The sequence below is a fragment of the Sinomonas terrae genome, from assembly GCF_022539255.1.
GTDB classification, from domain to species: domain Bacteria; phylum Actinomycetota; class Actinomycetes; order Actinomycetales; family Micrococcaceae; genus Sinomonas; species Sinomonas terrae.
Genome location: NZ_JAKZBV010000001.1, coordinates 1,423,965 through 1,438,842, shown reverse-complemented (window position 1 = coordinate 1,438,842; position 14,878 = coordinate 1,423,965). Strand labels below are relative to the sequence as shown.

Annotated in this window: 12 protein-coding genes; 5 read left to right on the top strand and 7 right to left on the bottom strand. The window is 66.6% G+C overall.

The window, feature by feature from the left end:
- Window positions 1-1,542 carry an IS1634 family transposase gene (locus L0M17_RS06670; RefSeq protein WP_241053090.1) on the bottom strand — a complete coding sequence of 514 codons (1,542 nt, stop codon included), beginning with the start codon at window positions 1,540-1,542 and terminating at the stop codon, window positions 1-3.
- A gap of 131 nt (window positions 1,543-1,673) precedes the next feature.
- Entirely contained in the window at window positions 1,674-2,765 is a 1,092-nt protein-coding gene (locus L0M17_RS06665) for a glycosyltransferase family 2 protein (protein ID WP_241053088.1), read from the bottom strand.
- A gap of 23 nt (window positions 2,766-2,788) precedes the next feature.
- Between L0M17_RS06665 and L0M17_RS06660 the strand changes: the two genes are divergently transcribed.
- The 5 genes from L0M17_RS06660 to pseI all read left to right on the top strand — a co-directional run bounded on the left by L0M17_RS06660 (window position 2,789) and on the right by pseI (window position 9,057).
- Entirely contained in the window at window positions 2,789-4,063 is a 1,275-nt protein-coding gene (locus L0M17_RS06660; protein WP_241053087.1) for a lipopolysaccharide biosynthesis protein, read from the top strand.
- Window positions 4,060-5,388 carry a hypothetical protein gene (locus L0M17_RS06655; protein WP_241053086.1) on the top strand — a complete coding sequence of 443 codons (1,329 nt, stop codon included), beginning with the start codon at window positions 4,060-4,062 and terminating at the stop codon, window positions 5,386-5,388. Before L0M17_RS06660 ends, L0M17_RS06655 begins: the two co-directional genes overlap by 4 nt.
- 149 nt (window positions 5,389-5,537) lie before the next feature.
- A complete protein-coding gene (locus L0M17_RS06650) occupies window positions 5,538-6,566 on the top strand; it encodes a hypothetical protein (RefSeq protein WP_241053085.1) in 1,029 nt (342 codons plus the stop codon).
- Window positions 6,559-7,953 (top strand): lipopolysaccharide biosynthesis protein, encoded by a 1,395-nt coding sequence (locus L0M17_RS06645; RefSeq protein WP_241053084.1) that lies wholly within the window; start codon window positions 6,559-6,561, stop codon window positions 7,951-7,953. The genes L0M17_RS06650 and L0M17_RS06645 overlap by 8 nt, the downstream gene beginning before the upstream one ends.
- Before the next feature lie 51 nt (window positions 7,954-8,004).
- A complete protein-coding gene (gene pseI, locus L0M17_RS06640) occupies window positions 8,005-9,057 on the top strand; it encodes a pseudaminic acid synthase (protein ID WP_241053083.1) in 1,053 nt (350 codons plus the stop codon).
- 38 nt (window positions 9,058-9,095) lie between these two features.
- On the opposite strand, the gene L0M17_RS06635 is transcribed toward pseI, so the two are convergent.
- From L0M17_RS06635 to pseB, 5 genes are all read right to left on the bottom strand, one after another.
- A complete protein-coding gene (locus L0M17_RS06635) occupies window positions 9,096-10,292 on the bottom strand; it encodes a sialidase family protein (RefSeq protein WP_241053081.1) in 1,197 nt (398 codons plus the stop codon).
- Between the two features lie 132 nt (window positions 10,293-10,424).
- Window positions 10,425-11,927, bottom strand: a complete 1,503-nt coding sequence (locus L0M17_RS22670) for a bifunctional UDP-2,4-diacetamido-2,4,6-trideoxy-beta-L-altropyranose hydrolase/GNAT family N-acetyltransferase (protein WP_241053080.1) — start codon at window positions 11,925-11,927, stop codon at window positions 10,425-10,427.
- A 1-nt stretch (window position 11,928) separates the two neighbouring features.
- Window positions 11,929-12,681 carry a cytidylyltransferase domain-containing protein gene (locus L0M17_RS06625; protein WP_241053079.1) on the bottom strand — a complete coding sequence of 251 codons (753 nt, stop codon included), beginning with the start codon at window positions 12,679-12,681 and terminating at the stop codon, window positions 11,929-11,931.
- Window positions 12,678-13,805, bottom strand: a complete 1,128-nt coding sequence (locus L0M17_RS06620) for an aminotransferase class V-fold PLP-dependent enzyme (RefSeq protein ID WP_241053078.1) — start codon at window positions 13,803-13,805, stop codon at window positions 12,678-12,680. The genes L0M17_RS06625 and L0M17_RS06620 overlap by 4 nt, the downstream gene beginning before the upstream one ends.
- Window positions 13,806-13,810: 5 nt before the next feature.
- Window positions 13,811-14,797, bottom strand: coding sequence for a UDP-N-acetylglucosamine 4,6-dehydratase (inverting) (gene pseB / locus L0M17_RS06615; protein ID WP_241053077.1), 987 nt, complete (start codon window positions 14,795-14,797; stop codon window positions 13,811-13,813).
- Between the last annotated feature and the right edge of the window lie 81 nt (window positions 14,798-14,878).

The following is a 14,878-nucleotide window of genomic DNA, read 5'->3' as shown; positions in this document are numbered from 1 at the left end:
CTAGTGCCCCGGGGCATTGATCGGGGGTAGCCGGTCGAGGATGGCTCGGGCGTCGGGGCCGATGGCGGGGGCTGCGGTGATGGTCTGGTTGCCGATGCGGATGGTCACGGTGCGAAGGGGCCTGAGGGTGCGCACGAGCTTCTTGATGCTGGTGCCGGTGGCGTCCTGGAGGTGCCGGGCGACGGCGAGGGCGGCGAGCACGACGGTGAGGTGGGCCTCGATCGCTTCGCGCTGGTAGTGGAATACGGGCCGGGCCTTCAGATCGCTCTTGGTCATGCGGAAGGAGGCCTCGACGCGCCAGAGGTCGTGGTAGGCGGCGATCACCGCCGCGCCGGGCATCTTGTCGGGGTCGAGGTTGGTGACGTAGCCCTTGATCCCGGCGAGCTGGCGGGCGCGGTCGATGGTGGCCTGGTCGAGGGCCTTCTCGGCGCCGGTGACCTTGAGGAACCTGGCCTTCTTCAAGGGTGCCTTGCCGGTGGCGATGCGCTCGGCCTTGTCGACCATGAGGTTGATGTTGCGGTTGTCCCGCTTGGCGCGCTTGAAGGAGTACTGGTAGACGATCCGGCGGTCCTTGGCGTTCTTGCCGGTTCCCATGGCCCTGCGGGATTCGAGGATCTGGCCGTCCTCGAAGTAGTCCCCGTGGCGTTTGAAGTGCTCGGCGAGGTCGTAGGGGGCCTTGGTGAGGCGGGAGCCGACGATGAAGGAGAACCCGGCCTCCTCGAGCGCGTCCAGGTTCGAGGCGGAGAGCATCCCGGCGTCGGCGACCACGACCATGTCCGTGACCCCGTGCCGGGCCTGGAACGCGGTCAGGACTGGGACGAGGGTGGTGGTCTCGGCCTTGTTGCCCTCGAACAGGTGCACCTCCAGCGGGAACCCGCCCGGGTCCACGAGGAGCCCGACCTGGACCTGCGGGTCGACCCGGTGCTCCTTGCTCATCCCGACCCTGCGGAGTTCGTCCTCGTCCTCGTTCTCGAAATGAAGCGTCGTGACGTCGTACATCACCATGGCCGCGGACCCGCCGGTGCGCAGCGAGTGGGCCAGGCAGGCCTTGGCCAGGGCGTCTCGGTAGTCTCGGCCCTGGCAGCGCCTCAGGGACGCGGCGAGGGTGTTGCGGTGCGGGGCCGGGACGCCGAGGTCCTCGAGGATCCCGACCGTGGCGGCCTTCGAGGCCGGCTCGACGAGGCGCGCGAGCACCATCGCCTTGAACGCCTCATCGGCCAGGGCATCGAACCCCAGCCGGGCGTATGCGCCCATGAGCACTTCCCAGAGGACCTCGCTGCGGGTTCCCGTCACGACGGCCGGGCCGAGCGCCGGTTCCGGAACCGGGTCCGCGGAGCCGGAACCGAGGCCGAGTTCGAGGTCGAAGGCCTGCTGCCCGGCATTGAGCCGGTCGTGGGCGGCCTGCATCAGCACGGCAAGATCGGCCTCGCTGTGCGCGGAGCCGAGATGCTCAAGGATGCGCCGGACCCCGGCCCGCTTCTCCACGATCTGCACCGCCGTCGCTCCCGAGGTCGTCTTGACTTTCCGGACGTACGGAGACACCCCAGAAGGCTACCGGCTAGTGCCCCAATTCGGGACCAAACCCCATCCTGACCTGCGGAAACACTCCACACCCCGCTTCACCTGTGCAAGTCAGGACTAGGGCCAGACACTCCAAGCCCAGAGGTCGGACGTCAGCTGGTCCGCCCGCTTTCTCTGATGAGGCCGCCGGGCATGATGTTCTCGGGTGAACGCAAGAGTCCATCCCGAAGTCCTCGGGCAAGGGAAGCAGCCCATATCTTCTTCGACTTGGCAGTCGGATAGAGACGTAGCGCATATAGAAACAGATAGGCGGCGTTCCAGGCGATGCTTCCAGTGACTCCTGCAGGGACGTCGCTCAGCTTGGTCAGCCAGAGGTTGTTGCGAACGTAGTAGAACAGCCGCCCAGCCATGTCCGGGTTGGCTGGCTTCGCGGGGTGTCGGACGACGCTTTCAGGCACGCAGAACCCGAGCGAGTTGCGAGCAAGGCGCCGGGTGTACTCAGCATCGTCAAACCAGATGAAGAAATCGCGATGGGGAAGCGGCATCGTTGCCGCAAGCTTCAGATTCACCAAAACGCCGACGAAGGTGGCTTGGGTTACAGCAAGACAGCCAAGGGCCCTTGCCGCAAGCTGGTGTTCAGCGTTCGGGTCCACGACCGCGAGGTGGCCCTGGTTCAGCTCGACGCCTTCTTCGTCCTTCACTATGGAAGCCAAGAACCCGGGTGCAGAGTCCGCATTCTCAACGACCTTGAGGAGTGGAGCGAAGCTATCAGGGGCCGGTTCGGCGTCGTCGTCCATAAGCCATGCATAGTCGTGGCCCTTCGCGATCGCCAATTCAACTCCCCAGGCGAAACCGCCAGCTCCACCAACGTTGGCACCCGTCTCGAAAAGAGTCGCCTGAGGGAAGTCCTTGCGGACCAGTTCGAGGCTTCCATCGGTTGAACCGTTATCCACGACAATGATCTCGTCCACGGTCGGGACCTGCTGATCAATCGCAGAGAGGCACCTGCGGAGAAGGTCCCTTCGGTTGTAAGAAACGACGACGGCAGCGACAGTCAACCGGTTTCCTTTCGTGCCGGGGCTCGCTCCCCGTCTTGGCTCTTGCACGCGGCCCACGCCACGGCTCCGGTCAAGACTACCAAGGCAAGCGAGGCCGCCTGAATCCACCGGTAGACTAGGGAGGGCCCAGTTCAAACGAGGGAAGGCCCACGTGGGCTCCGTGCCGTGGCCCGCTGTGCCGCGCATGCAGGAGAAGGAGGAGTCCCAGCTTGGGCCCACGGTTGTCGATGGTCAAGAGGCTCGTGAGCTTCGCGCTCACAATTGGGCTCTCAAGCCTCGTGGGTCTGGTCGCGGTGCCGATCATCATCGCCGATGCGGGGCCGGAACTGTGGGGCATCCAAGCGGCGGTCCAGACGGCTGCGACCTTGTTCGGCGTAGGCGTCTCCTTCGGCTGGGGAACAACGGGCGCCGCGGAGATCGCAGGACTTTCACCTCAGCAGCGACCGCAGGAGTACGCGAACTCGCTCGTGAGCCGCGCCTACCTCATGCTGGCCGTGTATCCGGTGATGTTTTGCGTCATGGGGATACTGAACCCGCATCACCTCGCTCTGGTCGCTGTCGGGGCGGGCACCTTCCTCATGCCATTCCTTGGAGCCTCGTGGTACTTCATCGGCGAGGCTCGACCGGCAAGGCTCTTCTGGCTCGACGGGTTCCCTCAGACCCTCGGCGTAGCGGTGAGCGTCGTCGTCATGATCATGACCCACAACCTCGTGGCAGTCCTCGCAACCCAGCTTGTCTTCAACCTCGGTGCCGTCACGCTCGCGGCACGTCATATCTTCCGCTCGAGCCCGGCGTCGCCGCATTTTGACCTCTCACCCCGAACGGCCTTCGGCCGGCTCGGCCATCAGCGTCACGCGGTCGCGACTTCGGCAACTGCAGCGCTCTACGTATCGCTGCCGCTGCTCATCATCAACGCCGTCGCGCCCGCATCCCTGAGCCTGTACGCAATGGGCGACAAGCTCTTCCGCTTCGCGCTAACCGCCTTCGGCCCGTTCCTCCAGCTCGTCCAGGGCTGGCTCCCGGAGGGGGGCCCTGAGAACCTCCGCCATCGAATCAAGCAGGCCGCGCGAATGACGCCGGTGATCGGCTTCGCCGGAGGTCTCGCCATCGCTGCCCTGGGCCCGTGGGCAGCCGGCATCCTCTCCGCACACCGGATCGACTTCGGCCTCCCGCTTTCCGTCCCGTTCGGCGTGGTCTTCGCGGCCGTCGCGGTCACCCAAGTAATCGGACTCGCCTGTCTCGTTCAGCTTCGGGCAACCCGGGCACTGGCGCAATCCACTCTCGTCGGCGCGCTCAGTGGTATTCCGCTCATCGCTCTGGGCGCGGCCGTGAGCGGTGCGGTCGGCGTTGCGTGGGCACTCGCCGCCTCCGAGCTGGCCGTGCTCGCCTACCAGTACGCATCCCTTGGGCGTCGGATGAAAGACGGGCCGTCGGGCCCGAAGACGACTCCTCCCATCGGCAACCAGGCGGCCGAAGAACGATGACCGTCTCCTCTACGACGCGCCGGCAGGTACCTCCCCCGAGCGGACGGCTCTCCGGCGACGGGCTCGCAGTCGCAGTGGCGGTCATGATGGCGGCCACCGCGCTCTCCCTCTTCCGCCTGCCAGCAACCGCACAGGACACCCTGTGGGCCGAGGACGGAGGCATCTTCCTCAACGGCGCACTTCGCGACCGCAGCCTGTCCCAGATCTTTGCTGCCTATCAGGGCTATCTCCATGTGATCCCCCGGTTCGCCGCCTGGTTTGCCGTCACGTTCCTGCCGCCGGGTTCGTACGCGCTGGCCTTTACGGCGCTGAGCTGCCTCGCCATTGGCGTCGTATCCGCCCTCATCTGGCACTGCTCAAGCGCCCTTTCGAGCAATCCGATCATCCGCTTGGCGTGGGCCGCGATTCCGGTACTCGTAGCCTCAGGACCCCAAGAGACCCTTGGCAATTTCGCGAACCTCCACTGGTATCTCCTCTGCCTCGTGCCGTGGCTCCTCATTAAGCGATCAGCGACGGTGCGTGAGAACGTGATGCTCACCGCCGCCGCCCTTGTTTCGTCACTCACCGAGATCCAGACGTCGCTGTTCATCCCGCTGTTCCTTTTCCGGTTCAAGGACCGCGCATTCTGGCCACCGCGGCTGGCGCTCCTGCTCGGGGTTGCCTGCCAAATCGGCACGACTCTGGCTTTCCCTCGCAGCGCCTCCACGGGACCTTCCGTGAACTGGTGGTCGGTCATCGAAGGCTGGTTCCTCAACAGCAGCTCGGCCATTGTGTACGGCACATCGCAGCAGATCATTCTCGCCGTGACGCGCTTCGGATGGGTTCCTATCGCGCTCGCAGCTGCGCCATTTCTCGCAGCGTTCGTCGTAACGCTTGTGAGAGGCAGTCGGATGCAGAAACTCATGACGTGCGTCTTCCTTCTCGCGTCCCTCGCGGTGTGGTCAGCCGCGCAGGCAATGAACTTCCAGTCGTATTTCGACTACGCCCGGTTCAATGCGGCGCAATGGCAAGGCTTCTTCCTTTCGCGCTACACGGTCGCGCCATCGATGTTCCTGCTCGACCTCGTACCGCTTGTAGCGGTCGTCATCACTCGGCTCAGCGGGGTCGCCGTCGCGGCGGTCCTTGGGGCGTTCGCCGTCGTCCTTGCCGTCTACTTCTTCCCGCCCACGGTCGGCAGGGAACACGGGCCCATATGGTCGGCCGGGATCCAGACAGCGCGCTCGGAGTGTCGCGATACGCCCGCCGCCTCCACGGAAGGTGTGCCCATCGCGCCCACCGGCTGGGCCTATGACAAGGTCCTGCTGCCGTGCAGCATGCTGAGATAGGTGAGACGCGAGCGGGCAGGTTGGAGCAGTTATGGATCACCTGTGAAGCTCTCGCTGAAGGCGCGATCTGAGGGAACCTGCTGAGGGCATCCACTAGCCTTGTAGGGTCGCGGTTGCGGCATCGCACCTTGAAGGAGAAGTAAGTCCGGATGGACATCCAGAATCACTTCTACGGGCACTCGGCTGTCCTCGCAGGCTACGCGGGGCTCCGTGCGCCTCGACACATCCCTGGGCTCTACCAGCATGGATGGACCCCTGTGACTCCTCTCCGCACCCACTTCGCCGACCTCGCGCACGCCGCACCTCCCGGCAGCCTCTTCGTCTGGTCCCACGACTCTCGCGGGTGGACGGAACGTGAGTCGCGTATGGAAACAGGCTTCTCCAGCACGCCAATCGGGGCCGCGGCGCTGTACCTCGCCCGCCATGTCGAGCAATCCGGCATGCTGCCCGAAAGATCGATTGAGTCTGTCGTCTTCCCGTTCCACGGAACCCGCCTCGTTTCGGTCGAAGGAGACCAAGCCGGCTTTGCCCGTGAGGTCTTCGAGCGCGAAGGCTCCGCGGTGGTCTGCATGCACGTGGACGACATGCAGAAACCCGAGATCGTGAAGGCCTGGAAGGATGCCGGGCACGTCATCACGACGGCGGGAGAGCGCCGAGACCCGCTGTTCCTTGCCCGCGTCATGTGGCTCGTCATGAGCGCCAAGAAAATCGTCTCGAATCGTCTTGCCACTGCCTTGCTCTACGCCTCCGCCGTCGACACCCCTGTCCACATCTATGGGCCTCATTTCCAGATCGCGGGCATTCAGGAGACATCGTCCGAAGAGTACCTGCGCGAGCTCTGGCCCGAATTCTATGAGGATGAGCCGAGCACATCCCAGCTCCGGAAGATCGCCGAACAGGAGCTCGGGGAGGCGTACCTGCGCTCCCCTCACGAGCTGCGGCAGGTCCTCGGCTGGGACGGGCGCAATCCCCGGCCCTTCATCGACTACTGGCTGCGCTCACCTCTCGCTAAGGCGGAGGCGATCCTTGGGATCCGGGACAGGAAGGTCGGGCCACTCGTGAACGAGGTCGAGGTCTCGCCCTTCCAATTCTTCAAGAACCCCTTCGAACATCTCCCAGGCGTCCTTCCGCGGACCGCCTCGACGACGCTCGTGGCGCCTTCTCTCGATCGTGGCTGACGCCGCAGTCGGGACGCGCCCCAGCAACGCACGGCAGTCCCTGTACTACCTCCTAGGAGCCGCGCTCCAAGGGACGGGTGCCCTCGTCGTCCAGCCGTTCTCGATCCGCATTCTCAGCCCCGTCGAATGGGGGCGGGTCGGCGTCTCAATCGTCCTCCTCCAGATCGGTCAGGTCGTGTTGTCTGCGGGCCTTCCCCTGGCCATCAGCCGCGCCTACTTCGAGCCGTCGGGCGGCCCCTCCAAAGCACGGGCCATCCACGGGGCCAACATCATCCTCGGAACAGGCCTTGCCGTCATCGCCGCCCTTGCCTATCTGGCAGCGGCACCCGACAAGGCAAGCGCCGCGGCCTTCGCCTGGGCGCTGGCCGCCACCGGGTTCCTCAGCGTCGTCGTGAGCTCCCAAGCTCTGCTGCGAAGCCAGCACCGCGCCCTCTCCTTCGTCCTTCTGAGTGGAGGGGCTTCGATGGGGGCACATCTGGGGGGTCTCATCGGGATCCTGGCCTTCGGCCCTACGGCGACGATCTATCTGGCTTCCTTCACGGCCGTGATGGTGGCGATCGCGGCCATATCACTGATCCTCACACGGCCTTCGCCGCCCTGGCGCCAGCGTGCAGCTGTCTCGGCCGCCTTCCGGCTGGGACTCCCCGTTCTGCCGCACAGCATCGCGATCATTCTGCTGCTGCAGGGTGACACCTTCTTCGTCCAGCACTTCCAGGGAGCGACCTCCGTCGGGCGGTACGTCGCCGCCGCAGCCTTCGCGCTCGGCCCCTTCGCTGTCCTCTCAGGCCTCAACAACGTCTGGACGACTCGCATCTTCGAGGCCGCCCACGGACGGAAGCTCGTGGCGAGCGTGCGCACTGTCGGCCGAGAGGTGGCGCTCGTGGCTGCCGGCCTCGGCGTCTGCGGCACGGCTGCGGCAACCGTGGGAATGATCGTTCTCAAAGGCCTCGACCACGAAGCCATCCAGCTTGCCAAGGTCCTCCCGGGCGTGGCCGTGGGCTACGCGCTCTACCTCGTCGGGATGTCGACTCTCTTCGCAGTGGGCCGAACCAAGGCCCTCACTTGGGCGACGCCGCTCGTCGTCGTCGTCGCTGCTGGCTTGGCCTGGTTCCCGGCCCAGTCCCCCCAGTATTGGCAGCTGGGCAGCATCCGCGTTCTCGTCTTCGCGCTGCTCGGTGCTGTTTACGCCGCGCTTGCCCTGCACGAGGCACCGCGTGTCATCCCCCTGCGCCCGTTCATCGGCGCCCTCGCCTTGGTCATCGCAGCAATCGCTGCCAACCTGCTACTTCCCACGACCGCCCTCATGGGCGTGATCACGCTGGTGTTCGGTCTGGGTTTGGCCGGAGCCGGTTTTTGGGCAGTACGACGACGCGGACTAGCATCGTAGACATTCGCCCCGGCGTCCCGGACGCCATGATCCTAAGGATTGCGCCCCTCCATGCAGCACTCCATTGACGTCGCCGGCCAGCACATCGGTTCCGCCAATCGACCGTTCATCATCGCCGAGGTCTCGGGCAACCACAATGGAAGTCTTGAGCGTGCGCTCGAGATCGTGGACGCGGTGGCCTCTTCGGGCGCGCAAGCGGTGAAACTCCAGACCTACACCGCTGACACGATCACGATCGACTCCGATCGGCCCGAATTCCGCATCAGCGAGGACCACCCCCTCTGGGGTGGAAGCAACCTGTACCAGCTCTACACCGAGGCGCACACTCCCTGGGACTGGCACGCTCCCCTCTTCGAGCGCGCCCGTCAACACGGCCTTGTCCCCTTCTCGAGCCCTTTCGATGCCACCGCCGTCGATCTTCTCGAGTCGCTCGACGCCCCCCTCTACAAGATCGCCTCACTCGAAATTGGCGACCTCCCCTTGCTTCGCCGCGTGGCGCAAACCGGCAAGCCTGTCATCCTCTCCAACGGAGCCGCTTCTCTGAGCGATATAGACACCGCGGTGCGGACCATCCGTGGTGAGGGCAACGATCAGATCGTTGTCCTGGCCTGCACATCGTCGTACCCCGCCTCCCCGTCAGAGTCGAACCTCCGCACCATCCCGGTGCTACGCGACGCGTTCGGGGTTCAGGTTGGCCTCTCGGACCACACCATGGGGATCGGCGCAGCCATCGCAGCTGTTGCTCTCGGCGCCACCGTCGTCGAAAAGCATGTGACGCTGCGCAGGGCCGACGGCGGCGTCGACTCGGACTTCTCACTCGAGCCTCACGAACTCGCCGCGCTTGTCGCGGAGAGCGGCACGGCGTGGGAGGCTCTCGGCTCGCCAGCCATCACGCCGACGGTCAGTGAGGGCGAGAGCCAGCGACTGCGACGCTCGCTCTACGTGGTCAAGCCCGTGCGTGCCGGTGACGTGGTCACTCCGGAAAACGTCCGCTCCATCCGGCCCGCGGGCGGGCTCGCGCCCGCCCAGTACGAGACCGTCATGGGGCGGGCCTTCCGAGTCGACTGCGAGGCAGGGACGCCGCTCACCTGGGAACTGGTCTGAGGGACACCCGTCTCCTGAGGCAGGGGCGGCCGCGTCCCTCAGCCCTCGGGCTTCTTTGGTGGAGCGGCGGCGGCAACATTGCCCGAACTCCGGGGCCGCAGGTTCGACTCGTCGTACTTGCCGATGCCGATCTCGGCCGCAAGCTTCCCGTTGGTCTCGGCGTAGTACGCTCCGACCCATGTGGTGCCGCGGAGAAACGGTTGGAACTTTCCGCAGGTCCCCCGAAGGCTCGACTCGAGGAGGCCCCCGCCGTCCTGCTCGCTCCAGTTGGATTGCACGAGCGGCTTGGACGGGTCGAAGAGCTGCACGAGCCTCTGGCCGCCCCCGGCCCCCCGAATGAAGCACAGGACGCGTCCGTTGTGTGCGATGCGCAATGCGGGCCATGCGTCGTACCGCAGTCCAGGGCTCGGGCTCGGCAGTTGAACGGGCGCCGCCCACGTACGACCCCGGTCCTTCGACTGCGTGACGAAGGCATTGGTGCGCGCAGATCCACGGACCACAGCGACCCAGTTCGTCGGTGAGACCTCGGCGAAATCCCATTCCGTCGCATCCGATCGGCGTGGGGCCAGAACGTCGACGGGTACCGACCAAGGCCCTAAAGGACTCGCGGCCGTGACGAGGGAGGCTCGCCAATATCCCGCGACCTTGCGGTAGACCGGCATCCTCCACAGGCCGTCGGCGGAGCGGCGAAGCCCTCCCGGTGTAAGAGCCGACGCGAGGATCTCGTGACAGGGAGCCCAAGTCACGCCATCATCGTCGCTGTAGGTAATCCAGGTCGCCCCGTTGAGGCTGCGTGCCCCGGTGAAGAAGGTCAGCCAGATCCTCGATTCCCCTGGTTCGCGGTAGAGGAACGGGTCGCGGATATCGATCTTCCCGGCCACGAAGCTCGCGATGAGCGTTGGAGAGCCGAAAGTCACACCCCCATCAGCCGAACGCCGCACGTAGAGTTTCCCTGCATCGCTTCCGTAGGCAAATGCGTGGGCGCTTCCAGCCCGATAAGCGAGCACATAGTCGCCGTTGACCGCATCGACCATGGCCGGAATAAGGTAGTCGTCTTCCCCGTCGGCGATCTTGAGCGGGCGGCCGAAGGATTTCGAGAGCGAGAGGTCTGCCGTCACGGTGGAGGGCTGCAGAACCGTCCCGCCGCTGCTTTTGGGCTCATTGCCTGCGGGCTGGGATGCTGCACACGACGTCACCGTCAGGCCGAAGAAGGCAGCTGCTCCCGAGAGCGCCAAGACTTCTCGACGAGAAAAGCGTGGGCGGGGACAATCTGACATGGGTTCCTTTGACTCGACCAAGCAGCAAAGAAAGGATAACCCAGCATCTGGCGCGCGCCATTCACGTGGTCATACCTCAATCCTGACCGCCTAGGGACGCCTGGCCGGTGCCTTCACCAGCCGGTACCACCCGTCGTCGTCCGTGGCCTCGCTCTGCTCGACGCCGCCCTCGTAGCCAGCCCCCACGAACAGGCGGTAGGACGGTTCGTTGGAGGTGCGCATGACGGCGTGGAGGGTCGCCTCAGGATGCTCACGGCGGAATCGGTCCTCCGCAGCGCGCAAAACGGTTCTCGCTATACCGCGGCCGCGGGCGGCCGGGGCGAGGGTGATGGAGACCTCCCAGTCGCGGTCTCCGTGCGCGTCGAACCTGACGGTTCCAGCGGCGAGCCCGTCCGCCTCTGCCAAGAGGAGCACGACGTCGCTCCGCTGCAACGCGCGCTCGAGCCACGCGACGTGTCCGTCCCACTGCAGCTCCCCCGTCGAGCGCGAGACGGCACGAACCGACGGATGGTTGCGCCAGTAAAAGAGCTGAGCGGCGTCGGACAGCGTTGCCGGCCTCACCGCTATACCTCCCGAACGGTTGGCGGCGAGATCCTCCCACAGACCAACAATCCTGGACGCCCCGCCGCCGTCGACAATGGAGCGCGCGGTGTCAGCGAGCTCGGCGCGCAAGCGAGAGTCGGAGAGGGCTTGCCGCAGGGTCTCAACCGATCCTTCCAAGTGCTGGCCAAATGCACCGAGGCCCGCGGCCATACCGCGCTCGACCGCGAAGTCGTAGTTCTGGCCCTGATTCTCGACGAGCTGGATGATCGCCATCGGCACGCCGAGCGCGGCGAGCTCCCAGATCGTCGTGCCCGCTCCGCTGATGACGAGATCGGCCTCGGCGAAAAGCCGCGGGAGGTCACTCGACTGTTCAACCGATTCGAGACTGAGGCCTCGGGGCAGCTCACCCGTCTCCGGGCTCTGACCAGCGGGGACGATGGCTGTGCAGTGCGAGGCCACCCCCGCCTCCGCCCACATCCGGATTGCTGCCGCCGTCGCGTTGCGGGCGTCTGTCCCGCCCATGACGATGACAACTGCAAGCCCCCCGGCGGAGGCCGCCCGACTCTGTTGCACCCCGGGGGGTTCGGCGCGGAGTTCGCGGACGAGGGCACGGACGGGGATGAAGTCCGCACCCCTTGCGAGCCGCAGCGTCCCGTCATCGGGGCGGCAGTCGAACTCGGCCCCGGCCGACGGGTCAACTGCCAAGTCCGCGGGTCGCCTCCCGAACGAGCCGTCCTCCATCGACGAGAGCAGGATGCCGGACTCGGCGAGTTGCGCGCGCACGTCGCCCTCGTCGTCGTACGTGTCGAGATGGACGACGTCGGCGCCCTGCTGCCGCGCCAAGCGCGCGAGGGCCGCGGCATCGGCAGGCCGGGGCAACAGCTCGTCTGCCACGCCTTCGAGGAGGCGCCGGCCAAGGGGACTTTCGATGTCTCCTGCAGCAACCACATCCCACCCTGCCTCGCGCGCGGCCTCGCCAACGGACACGCAGCGCACGACGTGGCCGAGCCCTTGGCTCTTGGTGGAATCACAGCGGAGGAGAACGCGCACGTCAGCCTTCCAGCAGGGCCTTCTGCTCGACGTGGGCGTTGAGGGCGGCGATGTCCGGGCGGTCCGTGAGGATCCTGACCACGTCGCGCCATCGCGGCGGGCGCGAGGGGAGCAGGGGGGCCAGTGCGTCCAGCAGCCGGGCGTCGTCCTCGGTGTCCAGGGTGACCCGGAGGTGGTCCGAGGCCGGCCGGAAGGAGAGCGAGGCGAGCCCGAAGCCCGAGCCCTCCTCGTACAGGGCGCTCGTGACGTGGGCGCGGTGGTGCGGCTCCTGCCGGGCATCGGCCGCGCGGAGGGCGCGAACGGCCGCGACCTCCACGTCCAGCCCGCGCGGCAGCGAGCGGTGCTGGGTCGTGGAGACGTAGTCGAGTGCCGGGTCGATCCGCCAGAGCGCGACGGCCTGGGAGATGACCTCGGGGTCCAGCATCGGGCAGTCCGCCGTGAGCCGGACGATCGCGTCCGCCCCCGACTCCCGCGCTGCGGCCAGGAAGCGGCTCAGGACGTCGTCCTGGCTCCCCCGCACGACCCGGGTCCCGTGCTCCCGGCCGAAGGCGGCAACGGCATCGTCGGCGCCCTCGGTCGAGGTCGCGATCAGGACCTCGTCCACCCCGCGCGCGGCCCGCGCTGCCCGCAGCACCCATGCCAGGACCGGCTCGCCGCCGAGGTCGCGCAGGACCTTGCCCGGCAGCCGGGTCGACTGCATCCGCGCCTGCACCACGGCGACGACGCGCCCCGACGCGCCCTGGTCCCCACTCACGGGCCCGCGACCTCGAGGACGTTCTCGGCCACCATGGCGACCTGCTCGTCGCTGAGCCCCGGGAACAGCGGCAGGGAGATCTCCTGGCTGTAGTACCTCTCGGCCTCAGGGCACATGCCGCGGCGGTAGCCGAGGTCCTCGAAGACCGGATGCCAGTACGCCGGGATGTAGTTCACCTGCACACCGATCCCCCGCCGACGGAGCTCTTCGAAGATCGCCTTCCGGCGATCCGCCTCCACACGCAGCGGATACAGGTGCCACGCGGGCGCCGCCCCCTCCACCGTCCCCGGGACGGTCAGGTGCGGGCTGCCGGCAAAGGCTCCGTTGTACGCGTCGTGGATCTCCTGACGACGGCGCCGGAACCCCTCGAGCCGGGCCAGCTGGCTGATCCCCAGCGCGCACAGCACATCCGGGAGGCGGTAGTTCAGGCCGAAGTCGTGCACCTCCTGATGCCATGGCCCCTCGTCGGGGAACCGCAGCGCATCCCGGTCGCGCACGAGCCCCTGGCCCTTGAAGCGGCGCGCCCGGGCCGCGAGTTCGGGGTCGGGGCTCACGACCGCCCCGCCCTCCGCCGTCGTCATGTTCTTCGTGGGGAAGAACGAGAACGTCGTCAGGTCCGCCGCCGCCCCCACCGGCACCCCGCCCAGGAGCGAACCGATCGAGTGCGCCGCGTCCTCGAGGAACAGCGCCCCGTGACGGTGTGCCATCTCGGCAAAGGCCCCGGCCTCGACCGGCAGGCCAGCGTAATCCACCGCAGCCACCACCCGGGTCCGCGAGGTGACCGCAGCCTCGGCCGCGCCCAGGTCAAGGTTCCCCGTCGCGGGGTCGACGTCCGCGAAGACGATCTTCGCCCCTGCGATCGCCGCAGCCGCCGCGGTGGCCACGAACGTCAGCGGCGTCGTGACCACCTCGTCCCCCGGCCGCACGCCCGCGGCGACGTAGGCCACGTGCAGGGCCGCAGTGCCCGAGGTCACGGCGACCGCCTCCGAGCCGCCGGCGACAGCGGAGAGCGCGAGCTCGAACTCCTCCACCTTCGGCCCAGTCGTGAGCCAGTCCCCCCGCAGCACCTCGGCGACCGCCTCGATGTCGGCCTCGTTGATCGACTGGCGCCCGTACGGCAGCATCCGGCTCAGAACCCCTCTGCGACGATCATGGCCTCGAGCTCCTCCACACTGAGGAACACCTCGTTCCCGTCCGACTGGTAGCTCCACCCGTCCTTGACCGGCACCGCCCCCTCCGGGACCTCGTAACGCCAGCCCACCAGATGGGGCATCACGATGTAGCGGCCCTCGACCGAGACCGTGCGCCGCGAATCGTCCGCCGCGATCATCTCCTCGTGGAGCTTCTCCCCCGGCCGGATCCCAATCTCGTGCGTCGCCGCGTTGCGGTCCACCGCCGCAGCCAGGTCCATCAGGCGGATCGAGGGGATCTTCGGCACATACAGCTCCCCGCCCTGCATCATCTCGAAGGAATCCAGGACGAACTCCACCGCCTGCTCCAAAGTGATCCAGAACCGGGTCATCCGCTTGTCCGTGACCGGAAGGGACTTCCCCTCCGCCGCCAAACGACGCCAGATCGGCACGATCGAGCCCCGCGAACCCATCACATTGCCGTACCGCACCACACAGAAACGCGTGTCATAGGCAGCCGCATAATGGTTGCCCGAGATGAACAGCCGATCCGCGCACAGCTTCGTAGCACCGTACAGGTTCACCGGGCTCGAGGCCTTGTCCGTCGACAGTGCCACGACCTTCTTCACCCCGGCATCGATCGCCGCATCGATCACGTTCTGAGAGCCGCCCACATTCGTCCGAACATACTCGAACGGGTTGTACTCCGCCGTGTCCACCTGCTTCAGAGCAGCCGCGTGGACCACATAGTCCACCCCGTGGAAGGCCCGGTGCAGCCGGTCACGGTCACGGATGTCGCCGATGAACCAGCGAAGCCGCGGATCATTGTCGAACATGTTCCGGACCTCGAGCTGCTTCAGCTCGTCCCGACTGAACACAACCAGACGACGAACGTTGTGCTTCCCCAGAAGCTCTCTGATGAGCGCCTTCCCGAGAGACCCTGTGCCACCCGTAATCAGAACGGACGAACCCTCGAGAAGGGACATAAGACAACCACCTTGAACCTGAACAGTTATCCGGTCACAACGTGTCCACGTGCCGGAACGACCTTGTCCAGCCTACCAGCC

Excerpts from the sequence above, each read along its gene's own strand:
- L0M17_RS06655 (WP_241053086.1), top strand. The coding sequence starts at position 4,060 with ATGACCGTCTCCTCTACGACGCGCCGGCAGGTACCTCCCCCGAGCGGA.
- pseB (WP_241053077.1), bottom strand. The coding sequence starts at position 14,797 with ATGTCCCTTCTCGAGGGTTCGTCCGTTCTGATTACGGGTGGCACAGGG.
- L0M17_RS06650 (WP_241053085.1), top strand. The coding sequence starts at position 5,538 with ATGGACATCCAGAATCACTTCTACGGGCACTCGGCTGTCCTCGCAGGC.
- L0M17_RS06665 (WP_241053088.1), bottom strand. The coding sequence starts at position 2,765 with ATGCGCGGCACAGCGGGCCACGGCACGGAGCCCACGTGGGCCTTCCCT.
- pseI (WP_241053083.1), top strand. The coding sequence starts at position 8,005 with ATGCAGCACTCCATTGACGTCGCCGGCCAGCACATCGGTTCCGCCAAT.
- L0M17_RS06620 (WP_241053078.1), bottom strand. The coding sequence starts at position 13,805 with ATGCTGCCGTACGGGCGCCAGTCGATCAACGAGGCCGACATCGAGGCG.